The 23,750-nt window shown below is 33.0% G+C and carries 25 protein-coding genes; 13 read left to right on the top strand and 12 right to left on the bottom strand.

What is annotated here, in order from left to right:
* Positions 1–21 precede the first annotated feature (21 nt).
* The 3 genes from SB689_RS17745 to SB689_RS17755 all read right to left on the bottom strand — a co-directional run bounded on the left by SB689_RS17745 (position 22) and on the right by SB689_RS17755 (position 3,402).
* Positions 22–1,137, bottom strand: a complete 1,116-nt coding sequence (locus tag SB689_RS17745; protein ID WP_410693441.1) for an HlyD family secretion protein — start codon at positions 1,135–1,137, stop codon at positions 22–24.
* 19 nt (positions 1,138–1,156) lie between these two features.
* A complete protein-coding gene (locus tag SB689_RS17750; protein WP_410693442.1) occupies positions 1,157–2,467 on the bottom strand; it encodes a TolC family protein in 1,311 nt (436 codons plus the stop codon).
* Between the two features lie 89 nt (positions 2,468–2,556).
* Positions 2,557–3,402 carry a helix-turn-helix domain-containing protein gene (locus SB689_RS17755; RefSeq protein WP_410693443.1) on the bottom strand — a complete coding sequence of 282 codons (846 nt, stop codon included), beginning with the start codon at positions 3,400–3,402 and terminating at the stop codon, positions 2,557–2,559.
* A 70-nt stretch (positions 3,403–3,472) separates the two neighbouring features.
* Here SB689_RS17755 and SB689_RS17760 point away from each other — a divergent pair, with 70 nt between their 5' ends.
* Positions 3,473–3,946: a DUF962 domain-containing protein gene (locus SB689_RS17760; RefSeq protein ID WP_410693444.1), complete on the top strand. Its 474-nt coding sequence runs from the start codon at positions 3,473–3,475 to the stop codon at positions 3,944–3,946.
* Positions 3,947–4,026: 80 nt separating this feature from the next.
* On the opposite strand, the gene SB689_RS17765 is transcribed toward SB689_RS17760, so the two are convergent.
* On the bottom strand, positions 4,027–5,094 hold the full coding sequence (locus SB689_RS17765; RefSeq protein WP_410693445.1) for a DUF2891 domain-containing protein: 1,068 nt from the start codon (positions 5,092–5,094) through the stop codon (positions 4,027–4,029).
* A 159-nt stretch (positions 5,095–5,253) separates the two neighbouring features.
* On the opposite strand from SB689_RS17765, the gene SB689_RS17770 reads away from it, so the two are divergent.
* Positions 5,254–6,144, top strand: a complete 891-nt coding sequence (locus SB689_RS17770) for a DUF4349 domain-containing protein (RefSeq protein ID WP_410693446.1) — start codon at positions 5,254–5,256, stop codon at positions 6,142–6,144.
* A gap of 53 nt (positions 6,145–6,197) precedes the next feature.
* Here SB689_RS17770 and SB689_RS17775 read toward each other — a convergent pair whose 3' ends face one another.
* The 4 genes from SB689_RS17775 to dnaA form a co-directional block, all read right to left on the bottom strand.
* Entirely contained in the window at positions 6,198–6,575 is a 378-nt protein-coding gene (locus tag SB689_RS17775) for a hypothetical protein (RefSeq protein ID WP_410693447.1), read from the bottom strand.
* 72 nt (positions 6,576–6,647) lie between these two features.
* Positions 6,648–7,346, bottom strand: a complete 699-nt coding sequence (locus tag SB689_RS17780; protein ID WP_410693448.1) for an SAM-dependent methyltransferase — start codon at positions 7,344–7,346, stop codon at positions 6,648–6,650.
* A 39-nt stretch (positions 7,347–7,385) separates the two neighbouring features.
* On the bottom strand, positions 7,386–7,841 hold the full coding sequence (locus SB689_RS17785) for a low molecular weight protein-tyrosine-phosphatase (protein WP_410693449.1): 456 nt from the start codon (positions 7,839–7,841) through the stop codon (positions 7,386–7,388).
* A gap of 116 nt (positions 7,842–7,957) precedes the next feature.
* Positions 7,958–9,412, bottom strand: a complete 1,455-nt coding sequence (gene dnaA, locus SB689_RS17790; protein WP_072411595.1) for a chromosomal replication initiator protein DnaA — start codon at positions 9,410–9,412, stop codon at positions 7,958–7,960.
* A 134-nt stretch (positions 9,413–9,546) separates the two neighbouring features.
* Between dnaA and SB689_RS17795 the strand changes: the two genes are divergently transcribed.
* From SB689_RS17795 to SB689_RS17815, 5 genes are all read left to right on the top strand, one after another.
* Complete coding sequence (locus SB689_RS17795; protein WP_410693450.1) at positions 9,547–9,957, top strand: acyl-CoA thioesterase; 411 nt, start codon at positions 9,547–9,549, stop codon at positions 9,955–9,957.
* 138 nt (positions 9,958–10,095) lie between these two features.
* Positions 10,096–10,944 carry a prephenate dehydratase gene (pheA, locus tag SB689_RS17800; protein ID WP_410693595.1) on the top strand — a complete coding sequence of 283 codons (849 nt, stop codon included), beginning with the start codon at positions 10,096–10,098 and terminating at the stop codon, positions 10,942–10,944.
* Positions 10,945–11,258: 314 nt separating this feature from the next.
* Positions 11,259–11,996, top strand: coding sequence for a hypothetical protein (locus tag SB689_RS17805; protein WP_410693451.1), 738 nt, complete (start codon positions 11,259–11,261; stop codon positions 11,994–11,996).
* 114 nt (positions 11,997–12,110) lie between these two features.
* Positions 12,111–14,339: a DUF2339 domain-containing protein gene (locus SB689_RS17810; protein WP_410693452.1), complete on the top strand. Its 2,229-nt coding sequence runs from the start codon at positions 12,111–12,113 to the stop codon at positions 14,337–14,339.
* A gap of 107 nt (positions 14,340–14,446) precedes the next feature.
* Positions 14,447–14,884 (top strand): hypothetical protein, encoded by a 438-nt coding sequence (locus SB689_RS17815; protein WP_410693453.1) that lies wholly within the window; start codon positions 14,447–14,449, stop codon positions 14,882–14,884.
* A gap of 46 nt (positions 14,885–14,930) precedes the next feature.
* On the opposite strand, the gene SB689_RS17820 is transcribed toward SB689_RS17815, so the two are convergent.
* Positions 14,931–16,208, bottom strand: coding sequence for a replication-associated recombination protein A (locus SB689_RS17820; RefSeq protein WP_410693454.1), 1,278 nt, complete (start codon positions 16,206–16,208; stop codon positions 14,931–14,933).
* Positions 16,209–16,405: 197 nt separating this feature from the next.
* Between SB689_RS17820 and yidD the strand changes: the two genes are divergently transcribed.
* Positions 16,406–16,648, top strand: a complete 243-nt coding sequence (gene yidD, locus SB689_RS17825; RefSeq protein ID WP_066750451.1) for a membrane protein insertion efficiency factor YidD — start codon at positions 16,406–16,408, stop codon at positions 16,646–16,648.
* Positions 16,649–17,081: 433 nt separating this feature from the next.
* Positions 17,082–17,948 carry a prolipoprotein diacylglyceryl transferase gene (gene lgt, locus SB689_RS17830; protein WP_066759410.1) on the top strand — a complete coding sequence of 289 codons (867 nt, stop codon included), beginning with the start codon at positions 17,082–17,084 and terminating at the stop codon, positions 17,946–17,948.
* 63 nt (positions 17,949–18,011) lie between these two features.
* Here lgt and SB689_RS17835 read toward each other — a convergent pair whose 3' ends face one another.
* Positions 18,012–19,526 (bottom strand): NAD(P)H-hydrate dehydratase, encoded by a 1,515-nt coding sequence (locus SB689_RS17835; protein WP_410693455.1) that lies wholly within the window; start codon positions 19,524–19,526, stop codon positions 18,012–18,014.
* 217 nt (positions 19,527–19,743) lie between these two features.
* Here SB689_RS17835 and mscL (SB689_RS17840) point away from each other — a divergent pair, with 217 nt between their 5' ends.
* Together mscL (SB689_RS17840) and mscL (SB689_RS17845) are read left to right on the top strand one after the other, a co-directional pair.
* Positions 19,744–20,124: a large conductance mechanosensitive channel protein MscL gene (mscL, locus tag SB689_RS17840; RefSeq protein ID WP_410693456.1), complete on the top strand. Its 381-nt coding sequence runs from the start codon at positions 19,744–19,746 to the stop codon at positions 20,122–20,124.
* Between the two features lie 108 nt (positions 20,125–20,232).
* Positions 20,233–20,613 (top strand): large conductance mechanosensitive channel protein MscL, encoded by a 381-nt coding sequence (gene mscL / locus SB689_RS17845; protein WP_410693457.1) that lies wholly within the window; start codon positions 20,233–20,235, stop codon positions 20,611–20,613.
* 51 nt (positions 20,614–20,664) lie between these two features.
* Here mscL (SB689_RS17845) and SB689_RS17850 read toward each other — a convergent pair whose 3' ends face one another.
* Complete coding sequence (locus SB689_RS17850; RefSeq protein WP_410693458.1) at positions 20,665–21,624, bottom strand: D-2-hydroxyacid dehydrogenase; 960 nt, start codon at positions 21,622–21,624, stop codon at positions 20,665–20,667.
* A gap of 103 nt (positions 21,625–21,727) precedes the next feature.
* Complete coding sequence (locus SB689_RS17855; protein ID WP_066750468.1) at positions 21,728–22,129, bottom strand: phosphoheptose isomerase; 402 nt, start codon at positions 22,127–22,129, stop codon at positions 21,728–21,730.
* A 264-nt stretch (positions 22,130–22,393) separates the two neighbouring features.
* Between SB689_RS17855 and SB689_RS17860 the strand changes: the two genes are divergently transcribed.
* Both SB689_RS17860 and SB689_RS17865 read left to right on the top strand, forming a co-directional pair.
* On the top strand, positions 22,394–22,804 hold the full coding sequence (locus SB689_RS17860; RefSeq protein WP_410693459.1) for a hypothetical protein: 411 nt from the start codon (positions 22,394–22,396) through the stop codon (positions 22,802–22,804).
* A 301-nt stretch (positions 22,805–23,105) separates the two neighbouring features.
* Positions 23,106–23,708, top strand: coding sequence for a Pr6Pr family membrane protein (locus tag SB689_RS17865; protein WP_410693460.1), 603 nt, complete (start codon positions 23,106–23,108; stop codon positions 23,706–23,708).
* Positions 23,709–23,750: the final 42 nt, after the last annotated feature.

The following is a 23,750-nucleotide window of genomic DNA, read 5'->3' on the forward strand; positions in this document are numbered from 1 at the left end:
ATCCAGCTTCCTACCAAAAAACTATTTATTAATTTGAATATTCATATTCATTCCTGCGCTCAGTTTTTCTACATTTTCTTTGTTGTTTGAAGCTGTAAACTCAATTCTTACAGGAATTCTTTGCTGAACTTTAATAAAATTACCCGTAGAATTATCTGTCGGTACATTTGAATATCTCGAACCTGTTGCTGCTGAAATTGCGGTCACCACACCTTCAAATTTCTGTCCGCCCAAGGCATCTGCCGTCATCATCATTTTTTCACCGATTTTAATGTTCGGCATCTGACTTTCCAAAAAGTTGGCTGTTACCCATTTTTGTCCGTTTAAAACGATGGTTGCAACTTGTTGTCCCGGTTGTATTAATTGACCTTCAGAAATCATCCTTCTTCCCATTATACCGTCGTAAGGAGCTGTAATTACGGTATAAGAAAGATTAATTTTGGCCATATCTAAAGCTGATTTTGTTCTTTTAATTTCAGCATCAATAATTCCAAATTTGCTTTTTACTTCCGTTGTTGAGAGATTGGCAGATTGTTTTTGATTAATAAATGTTTCATAAGCCGCTTTTTGAGCATCATACTCCGTTTTTACCTGATCATATTGCTGTCTTGTCACCGCTTCCGAAGCCAATAAATTTTTATATCTGTTTAAATTTTGTTCAGCATTCCAAAGTCTTGCTTTTGCTCCTGCAATATTAGATTCCATCACATTCACGTTATTAGAAACTGTGTTTACAGAAGAACCTGTTGCAACGCGCTGAGCCAATGCATTTTGATAGGCAGCTTCTGCCTGTCCGATTTGTGTTAAAATTTCACGATTATCTAAAATAACCAACGTATCTCCTTTTTTAACTTTCTGATGTTCAATGAACTTAATATCTTTAATATAAGCTGAAACCCGCGTGTTGATCGGATTAATAAATTCCTCAACCTGAGCTGCTTCCGTATATGTTTTATCTCCAATATGAAAATATTGAGCAATCAGCCAATACAATCCAAAACCCACAATTGCAAATACAACAATATTTGAAATGATCGCTTTGATTTTATTTTTCTTTCTTTCTTTTTTATTGGCAGTACCTCCCGTATTTGCTGGAGCTTGCTGTGTATTTTGAGTATTTTGTTCCTTGTTTTCCATTGTTTTGAGTTTTAAAAAATTAAAGCGTTCCTGTAGATTTCAAAAGATTGTAATATTGATACAATACATTGATTTCTGCATTCGCAAAATCCAGTTCAGATTGTAGTTTTTGGTTTTGAGCATCGATCATTTCTGCCTGTACAGCCAATTGATTCAGATATTTTGCTTCCGTAATTTTATAGTTTTCTTCAGCTAATAATTTAGCATCATTCAGAATATCAGCTTGTTGAATTGATTCCTGATATTTTACATACGCAGCATTCACTCCCATATCAATATTTTGCTGAACCAAAGTCATGGCATCATTAGCCTGTGTCTTTTGCAGTTCTCCAAGCTTTACTCTTTCTTTCGTTTTATACAGATTATCAATATTATAGCTCAAAGAAATACCTGTTTGCCAACCTCCGGAATACATATCCAGAACAGGGTTTCTCGTGGTAATTGGTCTTTGCAAAGTATAACCTCCGAAACCTGCTATTGTAGGCATCTTATCTGTTTTAATGATTTCAATATTTTTATCTGCAACATCAATATTGGTCTTTGCAGATTTCATTTGTGGATTGCTGTTATGGGCTAAATCAAAATAATAATCCATCCCGATTCCTGATTCTTTGTTAGTTAAACTTTCAATCGGAATAATCTCAGTATCAGAAGGTAAACCTAAAGCGATGCTTAAATTATAATTAAGTATTTTCTTATTATTCGCTAACGTTAAAATTCCCTGATCTAAGTTTTTGATGGCCAATTCTCCTCGAATTACTTCGTTTCGGGTAACCATTCCCTGCTGATAGAACTTTTGAATATTTTTCAAACGTTCCTGAGCCAGCTTTTTGTTATTTTGAAAAACCGATTCCTGATTTAAAATTTTATAGACATCCAAATAATTAGAGATTACTAAAAATTTTACATCCTGTTTGTTTTTCTCTAAATCCAATTCTGATAATTGCTCACGAAGTCCAGCCAATTCAATAGACTTATTCACCAATCCACCTTTAAAAATCAGTTGAGTCGCCTGAACCGCGTAAGAACTTCCATAATGAGGCATCGGAATGCTCGTAGAGTTTGAAAAATCCTTGTCGATTGCCAAAACATTTCCCAAATAAAACTGACTTGTTGAAGCCGTAATTGTAGGCAGTTTTTGCAATTTTGTAACATTCGTATTTTGTTTCGCAATGTCGATATTCTGCGCCGAAACCTTTAATTGCTGATGATTTTGTAGCGCCAATTCGGCGACTTCATTCGCTGTCAGCTGTTTAGTTTCTTGTGAAAAAAACAGCGCAGGAAATAGTGCTATCACGAGTGATAGAGCTGTTTTTATATTCTTAACCATTTTACCTTGTTTTACGAGTACAAAGTTACGGCAGTGATGAAGTCAAACAAATGTTTGAGAATTGGAAAAAGATGTTCAAATGTAAGATTTTAGCTTTCGAACTGATTTCGATATTGGCTTGGACTTACCTCCAAATGCTTCTTAAAAAAGTGAGAAAATGAGTACTGATCACTAAATCCCAAGATCGATGAAATCTCTGAAACAGGCTTATTTGAAGAGTTTAGAAGAACTTTTGCTTCATTGATTACAATTAAAGCAATGATCTGGCTCGCCGACTTCCCCGTAATGGTCTTCACCACCGAGGAAAGATGTCTGGTTGTAATTGATTGGCGTTCGGCGTAAAACTCCACAGTTCGCTGTGTAAGATGGTGCTCGGAAAGCTCAGTCAGGAAATTAAAAACAATCTCTTCCTGTCTCGACATCTGGCTCATCGAATTATTATCTTCTTTAGAAATAATCCCCGCCATTTGATAGCAAAACACTGAGAATAAATGTTCTACCATTTCTTTTTTGTACGTCATTTCAGTGGGAGAATCCAGAATATATTTCAGAAAGTTGACACTTTTCCAAACAACATCCATTTCGTCCTGCAGAAAAGGAACGCCAATATTCATTTGTTGTCTAAAGTAACGATAGGTAATTAATCTATTGAATTTCAATGACAAAGCTGAAATAAAATCTCTTTTATAAGAAACCATTCTCGATTGAAAATCATCACTTACAGAAACCATTTCATACACCGTTTGCGGATCTGTTACCATGAACATATTGGCGGAAAGTTCCAAGTCACTGAAATGCTGACGAAGCTTTATTGTTCCCGTTTTAATGAAGATAAAAGCAGGGTTATCAGGTCGAAAAGGTTTATCGGCAGAGATCCTTTCGAAAATATTATGTTGCGTAAAAATCTCTACTCCAAACTTTTCTAAGACAGACATAACACAAATGTAAGCAATATGCTCTGCGATTACAAAATTTTATTAATTTAGTATTTTCCAAATTCCTATTATGAGAAAGATTGATTTACTATTTGCAGAATATGCCGAAAGCCATAGAAACTCAACCAATAAGCTGATCCACTGGATCTGCGTTCCTTTGATTTTCTGGACGATTTTAGGATTTATTTCTCTTATTCCGTCAATGTCAATTTGCTTTAGATATATCGGCTGTATCAGTTGTGTAAGTCTTTTTGCCATGCTTTTAGTAACCATATTTTACATGAGACTTTCTTTTTTAATTGGCCTGATTATGCTTTTTGTAATGACTTTAATGGAAAGTTTCGCTTATGGAATCAATATCCGTTTTAAAGAAAATTCATGGATTGTTTATCTTGCCGTTTTCATCGTCACTTGGATTTTACAGTTTGTAGGCCATAAAATTGAGGGTAAAAAACCGTCTTTCCTAAAAGATCTACAGTTTCTTTTAATTGGACCAATCTGGCTTCTAAGTTTTGTACTTAAAAAACTGGGAATCAAGTATTAAAAATCTTTTTTAGTTTGGAAGCTGGATGCAGGAAGATAGAAGTTTATGCCGTGTGAAAAACTTCTATCTTCAAGGCCTTTTTAATCTTCTAAAGCATAAACTGCAAAACTAGAGAGCCAATGATCACCACCATAATTCCCTTGGAAAAGGAGTGGAAGTCCGTTGTTTAAAAATACAGTTGCCGTTTTTTGGAATTCCTTTTTTAATGGATGATTATTGGGAAGAGATTTTGCAATTCCTTTCATACACCATGCTTTTGTAAAGGATAAACCAACCAAATGAACGGTTTGATAATCAGATAAATCGCTAACAACGGGAATTTTTTCGATATTCTCTAAACTTCGTTTTTCGTAGAAATTATTTAACCATTTTACAAATTCTTGTTGGGGAAGAACTCTTCTCATCAAATCTGCAATTTCCAAACTTGGCGAGAAGAAATCTGAACCGTCGGGTTCTAAATAAGCAGGTGTTTTGGTATTATTCAAGTAAAAATATTTTGCCCTTTCTATTAATTGACTTTCAAAAGTCTTATCACCCGTTGCTCTAGCCCAATCGAGTGCAAAAACCATTGCAAAAGCCGTATTCGGGTGAACTCCGGTTCTGTTTGGATACGTTTGTTTAGGCAAATAAGTCTTCCATGAACTTAAAATTTTATCCGTTAAAGGTTTTAAATTCTGATGCCAGATTTTAGCTTTAGGATTATCCCAAGTTGCTAATTCTTCATCAAGCTTAAGTACCCAAGCCCAACCATAAGTTCTTTCAAATGTTGTAGTTAACTCATATTTCGTGAAATAATCAGCTTCTGTCTGAAGATTTTCTTTTTGAAATGAGTTTTCAAGAATCTTTTCAATCTCTTTTGCATTCGCTAAATTAGGTTTTGCTTTCAGCAATCTGACCAACATCCAATGTCCATGGACAGAGCTATGCCAATCAAAACAGCCATAAAAACTGGGATGAAGATCTTTTGGAGCCAACGGAACTTCCTTTTCATTATTAATGATATGTGCCGTTTTATTCGGGTATTCCTGATTGATGCAATGAATGGGCTTATCCGCCAATTTCATCGCCATTTCATCAGTAAGTTTTGGAACTTCCTGAGCGTACATCAAAAATGGAGAAAATATAAATGCTAAAAGACTCTTTTTCATTCAATAAAAATATAAAATAATTTGATTTTTTAATGATTTAAACAAATAAAAACCTTCATAACTAAAACATTTCTATTAATTAACATCAATTATTGAAAATTTCTCATCAAATTGTAATTTCAAGCATAGTTTTTGATAAGAATTCATCAAAATTTATATATGAGAAAATTATTTATCCCTTTATTTTGCCTTACTCTTATCCATTGCAATAAACAGGAACCCATTCAAGTAAAAGCTGACTTAGCCGAAGTCCTTCAGGAAAAACCTTCTGATAAATATCTTCCGCCTCCTCCCCCGCCACCAAAAGAAGAAATCTCTAAAAATTACGGACCAACAGCTACTTCAATATCGAATACAACAGAAAATAAATCTAAAAAAAACACAGATATTATTTCAAAGAAAATAATCAAAAATGGCAATTTGATCATTCAGGTTGGAGATATTAAAAAAGCTCAGAACCAGACCACTGAAATCTTAAATAAAAATCAAGCTTACATTCAAAAAGAAGAATTCCGAAATACAGATACTGATGAAAACTTAAATTTGGTCATCCGCGTTCCACACAAGAATTTTGATGCATTGATCAATTCTTTCTCCGATGGAATCGGATCCGTTTTGTCTAAAAATATTTCGTCTGATGATGTTACAGAAGAATACACTGATGTTTCTATTAAACTCGCAAATAAGAAAATCTACCTTGAAAAGTATAGGGATATGCTTAAAAGTGCAGCAACGACAAAGGATATTCTTGAAATTCAGGAAAATATTCGTGAACTGGAAGATGAAATTGATGTTTCGGAAGGCCGACTTCGTTTCATCGATGACCGAGTGAATTATAGCACCTTAAATTTAAGTTTATATAAAGAAAAAGTAAGAAGTTCAGCCACTTCTAAAATTGGTTTTGGAAGCCGTTTTGGAGACTCAATTACGGAAGGCTGGAATAGTTTTGTAAGTTTCTTATTGGGAATTATTTCATTTTGGCCGTTCTTTTTATTAATTCCATTAATTATTTTCCTTTGGAAAAAATGGAAAGCGAGAAGAAAAAAATAAATAAAAATCCGAATATTTATTAATATTCGGATTTTATATTTTTAGTTTAAAACTTAAGCATTAAAATGATTTTTCACCGTTTCTAAAACTTGTTCATCAGACATTTGCTGTGCAGTATCTAATGTAATATCAAGATTTTTGAACTGAGCTGTATCATGTAGATAATGTTTCAACTCTTCCTGAATCTGTCCCGGGCCTGTAATATAAACCTCCTGAGAATTGGTTAATAAATGCTCTACTTCTTTAAAGAATTTCACTTTATTCGTTCTTTCAGCGTTGTTTCCTGCGTTTTCACTTGAATTTCCGTGTTGAATTTCCGCTTTTACCGGACTGCAAAGAAAAAACTTAAATGCATTTTGAGCATCATGATTTTTAACAACTACAGCTTTTTCGCTGTCGATCCAAAGCCCTGCTAATTTTTTTTCAGACATAATTTAATTTTTTGATGTTATGCTGATTAATACACAAGAATGATGCAAAGCTTACGTTAACGCATGTTAAAGTTATTTACCTAAAACGAAAACAGCCGGAATTTTATGAAGTTCAGGTTTTTGTTTCTGCCATTCTTTTATCGTTTTTGTTTTGATAAATTCATGTTCAGGATCATTGATATTGGCGGCGATACAAAGCTTTGTATTAGGAGAAAGAAATTTAGTTAAATCTTCAAAAAGCGCATTATTTCTGTAAGGCGTTTCCATAAAGATTTGTGAATATCCAGTTCGCTGAACTAAGCCTTCCAACTGTAAAATTTGCTTTTTCTTTTCGCCTTTTTCAATCGGTAAATATCCATTAAAGCTAAATTCCTGCCCATTAAAACCACTTGAAATCAATGCCAAAATAATTGATGAAGGCCCTGAAATTGGGATAACACGAATGTTTTTTTCGTGACACCATTTCACAATTAGGTTTCCGGGATCGGCAATACATGGAAGTCCGGCTTCGGAAAGTAATCCAAAATCCTGACCTTTCAACATTAATTCCTGAGCTTCTTTGATATCTTTATTTTCGGTGTATTTATCTAGTAAAAACAGTTTTAAATCTGACTGCTTTTTTTCAGGTGCAAAAAATTTAACAACTTTTCTTGCGGTCTTTTCATTTTCAACAAAGAAATAGTCAGTCTGCATGATATAGTCTTTCAAAACAGGCGAAAAGTGAGTAATAGAAGTATTTTCAGATAAATAAGCCGGGAGTAAAAAAAGCATTTTTATTAGAATTATAAGTTATTAATTATACGTTTGTTGCTAGTTGTTTGTTTTTAGTTGATGGAGAATTGCATCGCAACCTTTATCAAGCAATTGGAAAACGTTTTCGAAATCATTCATATCGCCCCAATATGGATCGGGAACTTCAGAATTTTTACGATCTGCCGAATTGTCTAAAAATAGTGAAATTTTTTGACGCTGTTCATCATTTTTAGTTTTTGAAATTACATCTTCATACACCCGATGATCCATACAATAGATCTTATCAAAGGTTTCAAAATCTGAACTTACAATTGGTCTTGATTTTTGTTTTGAAATATCAACTCCATGGTTCTCAGCAGTTTTTACAGCTCTTTCATCAGGATGTTCACCTTGATGCATTGAAATTGTACCTGCCGAATCTACAAAGAAATTTTCAGGAAGCTTTGTTTTCATAATTCCTTCTGCTAAAGGACTTCTGCAAATATTTCCCAGACAGACCATCAGTATTTTCATGCTATTGAATTTAAAGATTGAAAAATTTAACGCTTACAATATTTTCTTCTGACAAAACTAAATAAAAAATGAAGAATAAAAATTATTCTTCATTTCCTTTATTTTAATTAAAAATATTAATGTTTGATTCTTTCAGCAAGATCCTTAACGTATTTTTTAACTTCCTTGTCGATCTTGGAAACATCTTTGATCGTATCGCAGGCATACATTACGGTAGAGTGATCTTTCCCGCCCATTTCTTCACCAATTTTAGTGAATGTTGCGTTGGTAAGCTCTTTAGCAAAATACATCGCCAATTGTCTTGGAAGTGCGATCTCTCTTTTTCTTGTTTTAGATAAAAGCTGCTCTCTTTTGATTCCGAAATAATCACATACAACATCCTGAATATAAGGAATATTGATGATTTTTTTCTGGTTGGCAGCAATCTTATTGATTGTATCTTTTAATAATTCAAGGCTTAATTCAGATTTGTAAATCGTAGAATAAGCAATTACAGAATTAATAACTCCGATAAGCTCTCTAACGTTAGTTTTAGCTTCAGCAGCAAGGAAATCCAACATATCTTCTGTAAGAACAATCCCGTCTCTGCTTAATTTATCAACGATAATTTTCTTACGCGTCTGTAAATCCGGCGATTTGATTTCTGCAGAAAGTCCCCATTTGAAACGGGAAACAATTCTGTCCTGAATATCCATAATATCAACAGGAGCCTTATCAGAAGTAAGGATAATCTGTTTTCCATTTTGATGTAAATAGTCAAAAATGTGGAAGAAACTGTCCTGAGTAGCAGATTTTCCGGAAAGGAACTGAATATCATCAATAATCAGAACATCCACCATCTGGTAAAAGTTTGCAAATTCCGTCTGTTTGTGAGCTTTTGCAGCTGAAATAAACTGTTGAATGAATTTTTCAGAAGACAAATAAAGAACCACTTTATCAGGAAACTGACTTTTAACTTCCAGACCAACCGCCTGTCCTAAGTGCGTCTTTCCAACTCCATAACCTCCATATAAAAACAAAGGGTTGAAAGCCGTTGCACCAGGTCTTTTTGCGATAGATCTCGCTACCGTTGCAGCAAATTTGTTACTTTCTCCTTCAACATAATTATCGAAAGAAAAATCAGATTTTAAGTTAGAATCAATGTTTATTTTCTTGATTCCAGGAACTACGAAAGGGTTTACAATATTTGAAGAAAAACCCTGAGGCATTGTTTCCTGCATTTTCGGAGTAGGAACGCTTTTCCCTTTCATGTTCATTGTAACGGGCTTTTCTAAACCATTTGGTTTATTTTCCATTACAGAGTACCATAATTTCACTCCTTTACCTATATTTTTTTTCAGGGCAGCAGAAAGTAAGGATAGGTAATTATCCTCAATATATTCCTTGTAAAAATCACTCGGAACCATCAACGTAAGGTTGTTATCAACCAATGAAATTGGCTGAACCTTATCAAATAATAGATCGAAAGATTTCTCAAGTTTTTTTAGATCAGAACTATCTTCAGCTGCGTTAAGATTGTCACGCATAAACTGAAGGCACCTCTGCCATATCATCATTAAATTGTCATCCATTTTTATGCCCCGATTAATTTCTTGGTTAGTACTTTTTAGAAGGAAGACAAAGGTCGAATTTTTTATCTGATAAAAAAATTTTGGAGGTATTGATTATTTAAAAATATATTTGTATGTATAATTAAGCATTAAAAATGATACACACAACACACACAATACGAGTACGTTACGGAGAAACAGACCCGATGAAATACGTCTATTATGGTAACTACGCAGAATACTTTGAAATTGGCAGAGTTGAACTTTTTCGAAGCATAGGAATGTCATATGATGAGATTGAAAGTCAGGGAATTTGGCTCCCCGTTTCGGAGTATAAAATTAAGTATTTGAAGCCCGCTTTGTATGACCAAGAATTAGAAATTCATACCTTCATAAAAAAAATTCCGGGGGTGAAAATTGAATTTTTTTATGAAATTTACAATGCGGAGCATATTAAAATCACCGAGGCGTCTACCACTTTATTTTTTTTAGATGCAAAATTGAATAAAATTATCAAGTGTCCCGATGCTCTTATGAAACTTATTGAAGAAAACTGGAAACCGTAGAATTTAGAATTTAAGGTTTAGGGTTTAGGGTTTAGGGTTTAGGGTTTAGGGTTTAGTAAAAAATCCTGAGTTTAAATTTTTATTGCCATATTTGAACTTTGATTCAAAGAAATATAGAATTTAATTTATAAAAATATGATGAAGATTGCATTTTTGGGTCCTCACGCAAGTTTTACACAGCTCGCAACTGCCCAATTATTTCCAAATGAAGAACTTTTGCCACAGGCTAATATTTTAGACTGTTTCAATGCGGTTGAGAAAGGCGAAGTAGATAAAGCGGTGGTTCCGTTGGAAAATTCAATAGAAGGTACTGTTTCGATGACGTTGGATTATTTATATAAGACCTCTTTGATAAAAATTGAAGCCGAAGCCGTAATGCCGATTGCCCACCACTTAATGATTCACCCTGACAATAATGCTAATGAAATCGAGAAAATTTATTCTCATCCACAAGCGTTAGCTCAGAGTTTTCATTTTTTAGATACTAATTATAAAGAAGTACAAAGACAGGACTTCTCTTCCACCGCAGCCGCTGCAAAATATATTTCTGAACATCCTGAACTTAAAAGAGCGGCAGTTGCCAATCAGTTTGCAGCCAATTTGTATGGGTTGAAAATTATTAATCGAAATATTCAGGATTTTGAACAAAATCATACCCGCTTTATTATTATATCAAAACGTAATGATATATATAATAATGATAAACTTGAAGTTATTGGTGAAAAATCCGGATTATTGATCACCTTGCCGGAAGATCATGCAGGAGGCTTGCATCAGGTATTGTCTGTTTTTGCATGGAGAAAAATGAATTTAAGCAAAATAGAATCAAGAACGTTAAAAACTGGTCTTGGAAATTATTTCTTCTACATTAATGTTGCCGGAAAATGGGATGCCGTTTTACATGAAAATGCATTGGAGGAATTAAAATCAATTAACGCAAACGTAGATTTCCTTGGAAATTATAAAGAATTTCTATTGGAGAGCTAAAGTCACAAATTTTCTCAATTATAAGCAATACTGTCATATTTCATGACAGTATTATTTTTTTTTAATTAAAATAATTAACCATTTGGTGATTTATTGATTGAATTTTTTCAACCTAAAAGCTTTATTCGATTTTTCAAATTCACATAAATAACCTAATTATCTGTATTTTTTAAATAAATATTAAACATATGATTAAAAATATTTTATTAATTATTAATTAATGTTAAAAAAAGCTTAATCACACAGGCATGATTTTTGCTTTAAAAAAAATTGAAAACTAACTGATTTGACCATAACTAATTAAATTTTTTAACATGAAAACTAAAATTTGTAGTGCAATTTTATCCTTAATTGCTATTAGCGCATTTTCGCAAGTCGGAATCGGGACTCCAACTCCTTTAGCCATGCTAGATGTAAACGGAACCATGAAAATCAGGACAACACCTGTTGCTCCAGCACTTCCAGGATATCAGATCTTGGCAGTAAACCAAAATACTGGTGGCGACTTTCAGGTTGCCCAAGTGAATCCTCAGCTAATTATTGATGCAGCAGTAAATGCTATCAATACAAATAGCTCTAATACAAGTGTTTATTCCGCTAAGAAATCAGCAGGTATTAGCTTATTAAGCTTAGGACTTTTCCCAACGGGATTTAGAGCTGTAAATTTTGTACAGGCAGAAAGAACTTTAGGAACTGCATCGCTATTTTCCGATACAGATCATACTTACACCGTTCCTACGAGTGGAGTTTATGCAGTTGGATTTTCTTTCCGATACGGAACAGGACTTCAGGCTGCTATTTTATCAAACTCTCCAGGGGTAGGAATTTTAAGAACACGCGCTGGTGTTGCAACTCTAATTGACAACAGAACCTTCAGTGGAGCGAACCTTCTTGTATTAAGTTTAACGATCTCAGAAGCAAGTCTAAATTCTCTTTACACACTGCAAAGTGGCGATAAGATCACATTTGGACTTACAGGATCTTCTTTGCTTGATCTTGGATTGTTGGGCTCTAGTACAGGTTCTTTTTATATTTATAAAGTATCGAACTAGAAAATTACTTTTACTTTAATCACTCTATATAATTAATCCATCGCATGTTTTATGTGGTGGATTAATTCTTTGTAACCTCCCCGAATTTTCTATATTTGATAAATAAAACGACAAATGGAAAACTTCCTGCTCATCATATTAATCATCGCCTTTATTTTTGCCTATTATACTTTTAGTAAAAAGATAAGCTATCTTGAAGATGAAATTTCTGAGTTAAGAAAAAACGCAAATAAAAGTATACAATTAACTGAAATCAAGGAAGAAAAAACAACTTCTGAAGTAAAATTTACTTTAGATAAAGATATTCAGGAAGTTCAGCCGATAGAACAACAGATTTCCATTTCCGAAGAAATTCCTCCACAAAAAGATTGGGTGGCTCCGATTTTTGATTTTCTAAAACAAAACATATTGACAATCATTGGAATTTTCACTCTGGTTCTCGGAATCGGATATTTTGTAAAGTATGCGATTGATAAAAACTGGATCGGAGAAACTTCAAGAGCCGGAATTGGTTTCCTAATCGGTGGCGGAATTATGCTGACTGCCCATTTTTTAAGGAAAAACTACGCTATATTTTCATCAATTATTACAGGCGGCGGAATTGCAATTTTATATTTCACAACCACTATTGCTTTTAGGGAATATCATTTGTTTACACAGAATTTCGCCTTTATCATTACTTGTATTATTACATTGATTTCCATACTTCTATCGTATTATTATAAGAGTGAAACGTTAATTATTTTCTCGTTATTTGGTGGATTTTTAGCACCTTTAATGATCAGCACCGGACAAAGCAACTACCCTTTCCTCTTCACTTACATAATGGTTTTAAATATTGGAATGCTCATCATCGCGTTTCTAAAACAATGGAAAAGCGTGGGTTGGATCGCCTTTATTTTCACCAATATTTATCTTTTTTACTGGACTTTAGAAAAACCGGAAATTTTAAGCATCTATTTTTACATTATTGCTTATATAATTTTCTACGCATTTGCTTTGCAGAGTTATATCAAGAAAAACTTACTTTCAACTTATGATATCTTAATGCTTGTGTTGATTAATTTCTCAAGTATTATTGGTATCGTGTATATTTTCAATGAATTAGAATATGAACCAGTTATTATATTTCCTATTATTTTTGCTTTAATTAACGGCTTATTATTACTCAAAGAATACAATAAAAAAGCCTTTGGAGTCAGCTATTCTGTTTTTACAGGAATTACGGTAAGCCTTGTTACCATTGCGTTTGCGTTGCAATTTAAGACGCATTTAATCACAACAGTTTGGGCGATTGAAGCAACACTACTTTTATTTATCTGGAAGAAAACCAATCTTACTATTTTTAAGCTTTGTTTTTATGTTTTGTTCCCTTTGGTAATCATCACTCAAATGGTTACGTGGGCTGAATATTATACTGCGAAGAATCTCAATATTGTCTTTAATCCTGTATTTTTAACAAGTTCAGTTACCGTAATAACAACTCTCGCGAATTTGATTTTGTTGAAAAAACTTCCGGAAACCCAAAAACAGGACAACAGTTTTTTTGAATATACCTTTAAAATTTTAAGCTTTGGAGTAATTTACGTTGCTCTGTTATTGGAAATTATTTATCATATTTCAGGAAAACCTTGGTCGTTTATTTTCAGTATTGGACTGTTATTCAGTGTGTATTATCTTTTTATTATTTTATTGTTCCGTAGAAAATTAGATATCAATAAAGATTTTGAAACCGGACTTATTTATATCTTTTTGTTTCTATTAATGTTAAATGTTTCATTTTCTGCATCAGGAATTGTGACGTCTATTTTAGTAAAAAAAATTGATATTAATTTTTATGCCGTACACCTACTCTATTGGATTCCATTTATTTATACACTTTGGAAAATATTACCGGAATCAGATTTCTTCAAAAAAGAAATTGCGTATTGGTTTGCATCTATCACATTTGTTACCGTAATCAGTTGTGAATTGTACCATTTATATATTCTGGCTAATACAACTGACATTTTGACAGTCTGGAAGCTCGAAAAACACTTCAGTATTTTATATTTACCAATAATTTGGGCAATTCTTTCAAGTATTTTTATTTATTTGGGGTTAAAGAAAAACATTTCCGAACTCAACAAAGTTGGTTTCGCTCTTCTTGGTTTGATGATTTTAAAACTATACGCTTACGACGTATGGCAAATGGATAATGTTTCAAGAATTATTGCATTTATTATTTTGGGTATCATTTTATTACTGAGTTCATTTATGTTTCAGCGATTAAAAAATATCATTAAAAATCTTGTTGATAAAAAAGATGATAACATTGAAAATGACAATCCTGAATTGCAATAAAAGGTCTTATTGATGGTTAATTTTTAATTTAAACTAAAAATTCATTCACATTTTATAAAAAATACTTATATTTATCAAGTTTTTAACAGTTACATATTCCATAAACTATGAAAAAATTACTCTACTCTTTATTAATATTTGCTTCAGCAAGTTTATTTGCTCAGAAAAATGCATCTACAAAATTTGCAATTGCCAATGACGTTGTAGGATCTGTAGATATGTTCGCCACTAAAGGCAACATGCTTCAAGGTAAAGGCATTCCAAGAACAAAGGCTGCATTACCTCAAAACCTTAAAAAATATGCTGATCTTGCAGATAACGGACTTGTAGAATATAAGTTTATCAAAGGTTACGAAGGTTTAGACAGACTTACAATAGCTCAAGTCAATGAAATGGACAGTCTTCCAACAGACACACCGGTTTTCATCGACGGTTATGAGTTCAAAAATCCTGAAACTAAGGTTTACGCAGAAATTCTGAACAACAAACAGATCAAAGAAGAGAACGGTAAAAAATTCTTAACTTTTACAACTAAAGCGAAATAATTTTATTATTCAAAATATAAAAGGATACTCAGTGAGTATCCTTTTTTTAGTATTTATCATTCCATTTTTTCTTAAGCTCATCGTAGATCTTCTTTTCGGTCGCATTATTTCCGGGCTCATATAATTTTAAACTTTTGATTTCCTGTGGCAGAAAATCCTGATCGACAAAATTGCCTTCATAAGAATGGGCATATTTATATTCCTTACCGTAATCCATGTCTTTCATCAGCTTTGTCGGCGCATTTCTGAGATGTAGAGGAACAGGCAGATTTCCTGTTTGCTTTACCAATGCCAAAGCATCATTAATTGCCATATAAGCCGAATTACTTTTCGGGGAAACGGCCAGATAAATTGCTGTTTCACTCAAAATAATTCTCGCTTCCGGATTACCAATCACGTTGATTGCCTGAAAACAATTATTAGCGATCATTAAAGCTGTAGGATTCGCCAAACCAATATCTTCAGCAGCCAAAATCAACATTCTTCTGGCAATAAATTTAATATCCTCACCTCCCGCGATCATTCTTGCGAGCCAATAAACAGCTCCATTCGGATCACTTCCGCGCATTGATTTTATAAAAGCGGAAATAATATCATAATGCTGTTCACCATTTTTATCATACAAAGCCATCGTTTCCTGAAGAACTTCAAGAACATCAGAATTAATGATTTCTTTGGTATCAGAGTTTTTATATTGATTTAAAACAAGTTCCACAGAATTGATCAATTTTCTGGCATCACCTCCCGAATATTGAATTAAAGCCTCTTTTTCCAAAATTTTAAAATTGGTATTTTCTTCTTTATTAAATCTCTCGGAAGATATATCAACAAGTTCTTCCAGTTTTTCATAGCTCAAAGCTTTCAAAACATAAACCTGACTCCTCGAAAGCAAAGCAGAAACCACCTCAAAACTTGGATTTTCCGTAGTTGCTCCAATTAAAACTATCCAGCCTTTTTCAACCGCATGAAGAAGTGAATCCTGCTGAGATTTATTAAAACGATGAATTTCATCAATAAATAAGATCGGTGATTTTCCTGAAAACAAATTCTGATTTTTGGCTTCTTCAATAATATCCCGAACATCTTTTACTCCTGAAGAAACCGCAGAAAGTTTATAAAATGTTCTTCCGGATTTTTCAGAAATAATTTCAGCCAAAGTCGTTTTTCCGGTTCCTGGAGGACCCCAGAAAATAAGAGAATTCAAAGCATTATTCTCTATCATTTTTCTTATCGTTCCTTTTTCTCCCGTAAGATGCTCCTGCCCGAGAACTTCATCTAAGGTTTTAGGTCTTAATTTTTCAGCTAATGGAATATTTTGATTCAAGATTTTTTTGATTTGATTTAAAGTGAAAATTTTTAATACAAAGATGACAAAGCACCCATAAATATTTCAATTTTGAATGTGTAAATATACAAAATCGACAAACGCCGGAATTTATCCGATGAAACAACTATTTACGCCCCGAAACTTATAACAAATTTAAACTAATTTTAATTTTTTTACCCTATTTTTGCATTGCTTTGAAACTCACATTCAATAAAATCATCACTTTTCCTTTGGTAGTTTTAATAAAATTTTACCAATGGTTTATCTCGCCTTTACTTCCAAAAAACTGTCGTTACGAGCCTACATGTTCACATTACATGGTGAAATCGTTGCAGGTTCACGGTATTTTTAAAGGTTTTTGGTTGGGTTTGAAGAGAATTTCAAAATGTCATCCTTGGGGAGGAAGCGGATATGATCCTGTTCCACCAAAAAAATAAAATCAACGAACAAACTATTAAAAAAATAGAAATGAGTAATATTTTTTTCAGAATTTACCTTGTATTATTTGCCTTTATTACGCAAAGTCTTTTTGCACAGGATTATCAGGGCAGTTTATCAGACGGAACTTTAAAGGTAAATTCAACTGAAATACCCGTAAAAATTTATGCAACAACTGAAGCCCAGGATCTTAGCGGATTTGCCGATAAAAAAATAGACAACAATGTTTTGGTTATTCTGAATGAGTCCAACTTTGAGCCTAATTATTACAATTATAGTGTGCAAACTTTGGCAAGATTTAAAGAAAATCAGTATCAGTTTTTTGATAAGAACTTTAAATTAATTCAAACCGGAGCTACGCAGGACAATATCACTACATTTAAATATGCTGTAAAATCTAACAAGCCAATTGCATCTTCTGATAAGGTAGAACTGGAAACTCCATTTAAAATTTGGGATCCTTCAAAAGGGATTCAATTAGGGCCAATCACGCTACATTTCTATAGTTTGATGTTCATTTTCGCTTTTGGATTAGGTTATGTTTTAATGGCTAAAATTTTTAAGATCGATAATGTAAACATAAAATATCTGGAACCTCTTTTCACTTGGACGTTGATCGGAACTATTTTGGGAGCAAGATTGGGACACGTTATTTTCTATCAGCCGGAATTATTCAAAGAAGATTTCTGGAGCGTATTTTTACCAATCAGCACTAAAAACGGATTAAAATTCACAGGATTTTCAGGATTGGCAAGCCACGGAGCGACGATCGCTTTGATCTTCACAACACTTTATTATTCATTTAAAATCATCAAGAAAAATCCGTTCTGGGTTTATGACAGAATAGGAATCGTAGTTGCTTTAGGAGGTGCTTTTGTAAGAATGGGTAACTTTTTCAATTCTGAAATTATAGGAAAGCCGGTTGATCCTAGCTCACCATTCGCTATATTTTTCCCTCAGCAAAGCAGTGAGTACGGCGTAACAATTCCACGTTATCCTACACAATTGTTTGAAGCGATCGGGTATGTTTGTTTATTCGTTTTATTATGGATCTTATATACAAGAACCAACAAAAAATACCAACAGGGATGGTTATTCGGACTGTTTTTCATCATTCTTTGGGCAATCAGATTCTTTGTAGAATTCTTGAAAGAACCTCAAGGAGACGAATTCATCCAATTTGGAGGATTGAATACAGGACAAATTCTTTCAATTCCTTTTATGATCGCAGGATTTGTGATTATGATTTATTCCAAGAAATTTAAGATTACAGAAGCAGAAAACGGGAAACCGGAATAAGCTTAGTTTATCATATTTAAATAGGCAAATTTGCATCACGCGAATTTGCCTTTTTAATTTATGTTATAATTTTATTGACGTATTTTTATTGAGTTCTTCGAAAACATTTCCGAATTCATTAATAACATCCGTTGGAAGCATAGATTCTTTAGAATATTTTTCAGAAGCGAATTCAGCGGCTTTTCCATGAAACCAAACACCGAAAATGGCGGCATTTTCTTCCGAATATCCCTGAGCAAGAAATGAAGTTATGATTCCTGTTAGGATATCCCCACTCCCTCCTTTTGCCAAACCTGAATTTCCAGCAATGTTATAAAAAACGTTTCCTTCTGGAGTAATTATTTGGGTGTGATGATCTTTTAAGACAATATAAATTTGTAGTTCATTAGCTTTTTTTCGTGCTAATTCTACTCTTTCGAAAGAATTTTTTGTCGCACCAAATAATCTTTCAAACTCTTTTGGATGCGGAGTTATGATCGATTTTTTTGGAATTAATTTTAAGTTTTTCTCATCTTTTGAAATAATATTTAAAGCATCAGCATCTAATAGCAATGATTTTGGATATTGTTTTAAAAATTTTAATAAAGATTTTTCCGTTTCTGAATCTGTTCCTAATCCCGGGCCAATTCCACAAACTGAGGTTTCATCAATATCAAACTGATCGATATAATTTTCACCACCTTGTATAAACATGGCTTCGGGGCAAGAAGTTTGAAGAATTTCATATCCGCATTTCGGAGCTAAAGTAAAAGTTAATCCAGTTCCAGTTTTTAAAGCTGATTTTGTCGCCAAAATAGCGGCACCGACTTTACCATAACTTCCTGCAGCAATCGTCACTTTTCCATAAGTACCTTTATGAGAAAACTCGTTTCTGGGTTTGAAGATACTTTCTACAATTTTATCATCAATAACAAAATCCGGTGTTGATGTATTTGAAATATATTCTTCACTTAAATTTATATCTAAAATAACGACTTTTCCTGTATATTTTCCTGTTTCGGGATGCAGGAAACTTTTTTTCCAAAACTGAAAGCTTAATGTATAATCTGCTTTAAAAATAGTAGAATTTTCATCAGAAATAACGTCTGTAAATAATCCTGACGGAACATCAATTGAAATTCTGACATTATTTTTAGAGTTTAAATCATTAACAAGTTGTTTATAATCACCTTCCAACTCTCTTGATAATCCAGTTCCGAAAAGAGCGTCTATAATTACCGTTCTGCTGTCAAAACGATAGCTTTCAACATCCTTAAAACTCTTAATAAGTACGCCTGAAACTTCTTTTAATTCTTTAAAATTCACATTCGCGTCATTGGAATATTTTGCTTTGGGATCTACAAAAACATCGACATCAAAACCTTTTAAATACAACATTTTAGCGATGGCAAAACCATCTCCTCCGTTATTTCCACTGCCGCAAAATATGGTGAAATTTCTATGATTTTTACAGTTTTCATAGATCCAGTCTACACAACTTTGTGCTGCCCTTTCCATTAATTGAATTGACGAAACAGGTTCATCAGAAATTGTAAATTCGTCACATTTACGGATCTGCTCTGCTGTAAAAATTTTCATAATTATTATTGTTTTTATTATACATACTACTGTTAACAGCAATTTACAAAGAATTTTTTCGATTTTTTTAAAATTAAACAACAAATAAAACGAATGTGAAATTAAATCGCATAAAAAATTAATTCACTTATATTTTTAAATAAAAACTTGAAATCATAAAAATTTTTATAACATAAATTCCTATTTTTGTTTATAACAATACTTAAAAATATAAATTATGGGATTTATTAAAGAATTTAAATCATTTGCTTTTAAAGGAAATGTACTTGATCTGGCAGTCGGTGTTATCATTGGTGGAGCCTTTGGAAAAATCGTTTCGTCTTTGGTAGAAGATGTTATTACTCCTTTATTATTAAATCCTGCTCTTAAAGCTGCGGGGGCAGAAAACATCTCAAAACTATCTTGGAACGGTGTTACTTATGGTAATTTTCTTTCTGCTGTAATCAGTTTCTTATGTATCGCAATGGTACTTTTCTGGATCATTAAAGGTGCTAACAGAATTATTAAAAAAGACGAGGTTGCTCCAGCCGGACCTACTGAAGACCAAAAATTATTAATGGAAATCAGAGATTTGCTTAAAAGTAAAAACAACATATAAAACCCAGACCACTTCAAAATTGAAGTGGTTTTTATTTATTCTTAAAAAACTGATCCCTAACAAATCAAAATTTTATTATATTTGCCCGTAACACAATGTAAAAAAATTATGGGATTTTTAAAAGAATTTAAAGAATTTGCCTTTAAGGGTAATGTTATTGATCTGGCAGTCGGGGTAATAATCGGTGGTGCCTTTGGGAAAATTGTATCGTCATTAGTTGCGGACGTCATTACACCTTTATTATTAACTCCTGCTCTTAAAGCTGCGGGCGCGGACGACATTACAAAATTATCATGGAACGGAGTTACCTACGGAAACTTCTTATCATCAGTTATCAGCTTTTTATGTATTGCAATGGTACTTTTCTGGATCATTAAAGGTGCTAATAGAATAACTAAAAAAGAAGAGCCGGCTCCTGCGGGACCAACTGACGATCAAAAATTATTAACGGAAATCAGAGATTTGCTTAAAAGTAAAAATAACCTATAAAACAAAAACACCTCAAATTGAGGTGTTTTTTTATTCTTTATAATCAACAGATTACTGAATCTGTAAAATACTTGAAATTTGTTCTGCCAAAGACAAACCAATTCTGTCCTGAGCTTCCAAAGTAGATGCTCCTGTGTGAGGCGTCAAAGAGATTTTAGAATGATTAAGGATTTCCTTAGAAGGTGTTGGCTCATTAATGAAAACATCAAGACCTGCAAACCTTACTTTTCCTGAATCTAAAGCTTCGATTAAAGCAGACTCGTCGATCACACCACCTCTTGAGCAGTTTACGATAGCAACACCGTCTTTCATAATATCAAACTCATTTTTACCGATCATATAACCGTCTTTCTGAGCCGGAACATGAAGGGTAATAAAATCTGAATGCTTCAAAACTTCCTGCAAAGGTTCTGTTTCAATATCTACATTAATGAACTGATTGTTGTAGAATTTCACTTTAATGCTTGCTCTTCCAACATTGCTGTCGGCAGCAACCACTCTCATCCCAAGACCTAGAGCGATTCTTGCAACTTCTTGTCCGATTCTTCCCATCCCAACAATACCGATGGTTTTTCCTCTTAATTCTATACCTGCAGCATATGCTTTTTTAAGACCTCCAAATTCTGTATCGCCTACTAAAGGCATTTTTCTGTTTGAATCCTGTAAAAATCTTGCTCCCGAAAATAAGTGAGCAAAAACCAATTCAGCAACAGATTCTGAAGAAGCAGAAGGCGTATTGATCACATGAATTCCTTTTTCTCTTGCATAATCTACATCAATATTATCCATTCCTACTCCACCTCTACCGATGATTCCAAGCGACGGACAATTATCAATAATATCTTTTCTTACCTGCGTTGCACTACGCACCAATAAAGTACGGATTTTGTGCTCGTTGATATAATCTACCAAAAACTCCTGCGGAACTTTTGCAGTGATCACTTCAAAACCTTTCTCAGTCAATGCATCAATCCCAGACTGATCCAACCCATCGTTTGCTAAAACTTTCATAAATATTCTTTATCTATTTAAAAACTAAAAGATTTAAAAATTAAAAGATCATGCAGTATTATCCACTTTAATCGTTTAATCTTTAAATCCTCGAATTATAATTTTAATCTTTAAAAACTTCAATCGTAACTTGCTTTTCTACAAGATCCGTGAATTTTCCTTTATATCTTGTTGCTCTTACCAAATGGTTGTCTATCCAGTGATAGTTTCCTCCTCTTGGTTTTCCGCATAAAACACTGTGATATTTAAATCCGTGCTTATCCAACCAATCAATGGTAATTTGCTTTAGATTTTCTGTTCTTGAAGTGAAAAAACAGATCTGGTGACCTTCGTCGTACCATTTATTCACTGTTTCTAAAGCGTCTGGATAAGGCTCACAAGTAACCATTCTCTCCGGCTCTTCATTTGGTACATCGTCCGTAATCGTTCCGTCGATGTCTATTAAATAGTTTTTTACCCCGTCCTTAAGAATCGGACTTAAATGCTCTTTGTATTCTAATTCCATCATGAAAATTTGAATTGCAAAGTTACGATTTTTACATCTAACGGATGTACTAAACTTAGTTTAAATTAATATTACACTCTTTAAATTATTATTTCCCGAATAAAATAAAGACTTACCCTATCGTTTTTACAATTGAGATTAAAAATATTCTGTTTTATAATAAATTAAATATTAATGATGATTTGATTATTATTTATAAGCTTTCCATATCAAAATTTAAGGCTGATTTGGTATCTTTATTGATCATATCACAAAAAATAAATTATGAAATTTAATATTTTAACCCTCGGAGTATTATCATTATTCCTTTTTTCATGTAATAAAAACAACAAAACTGAAGAAACGATTACAAAAAATCCAGACAGTATTCTTGTAACTCCGCCAGTAAAGAACTCTACACCAGCTGAAGAAATTAAAGAAGCCGCTAAAACTGAAAATTACATTTTAATAGCCGAATCTAAGGAAACTCCGGGAACCATTAATGAAACTGCAATTCAAAAATTATCTGAGCCTTTAAAAGCCATCGCAGCTTTGTACAGCGGACTCGGAGGATCAAATTGTCAAGGTGAAAACTGTGAATTAACTACAGCTTTAGGCTTAGGTAAACAAGGTTCGCAGGCGCAAAAAGATTTAGTGAAAAAATGGTTTGGAAAAGACAAGGCTGCAGATCAATAAATCGCTCAGGATTTTTTCCAGTCACCTAATTCAGCTTCTAATTTTTCTGATTTTCAATATCTTAATTTTGAGCAAAATAAAGATACAGTTACCGTAAATTACAGCTTAATGACATATAGTCACGGAGCAACAACTTATATTAAAGGTCCGGACAAATATCTCATCAAAGGAAATACCATAGAAACGATCAACAGAAATATCTGGAAAGACGTTAAATAATAGCATATCAAAACATAAAGTCATTTTTCAATCTCGTAAAATGGCTTTTTTGTTTTATATTTATATCAACTAATTACAAACTATGAAAAAAAATATTGCTTTAATTTTCGCCCTGATTGGTTGGTTTGCTTTAATTGCCCAATATTATTTACACATAGAAAACAGGATAAGCTCTTTACTTGAAGCAAACTTTAGATTTTTCACTTATTTTACAATATTGGTTAATTTAATCGTTACTATCTATTTCACAAGTGTAGCTTTCAAAAAACAAGGAGCTGAGGACAAAAACATAGGATATTTAACGGCAATTACAGTGTATATTACAATTGTTGGAGTCACTTATCAGATCATTCTGAGAGGAACATGGCAGCCGACCGGTTTACAAAGAATTGTTGATGAATTACTTCACAGCATAATGCCTGTTCTCACGATAATTTTCTGGTATTTATTTGAAAATAAAGCTAAAGTAAAATACAGTCAGATCTTAAAATGGGCTGTATTTCCGATTGTTTATCTTATTGTTATCTTATTCAGAGGTAGTTTTTCGGGATTTTATCCTTATCCTTTTGTGGATGTAACTGCTTTGGGGCTGACAAAAGTTTTAATTAATTCCTTATTTATTACCATTCTCTTTTTCATTATATCATTTTTATATATCAGGATCGGGAAAGCATTGAAAAAATAATTGTTCCCACGCAGATTAATATGATGTTTCACCAAAAATTTC

The sequence above is a fragment of the Chryseobacterium sp. SIMBA_038 genome, from assembly GCF_046535115.1.
Lineage (GTDB): Bacteria > Bacteroidota > Bacteroidia > Flavobacteriales > Weeksellaceae > Chryseobacterium.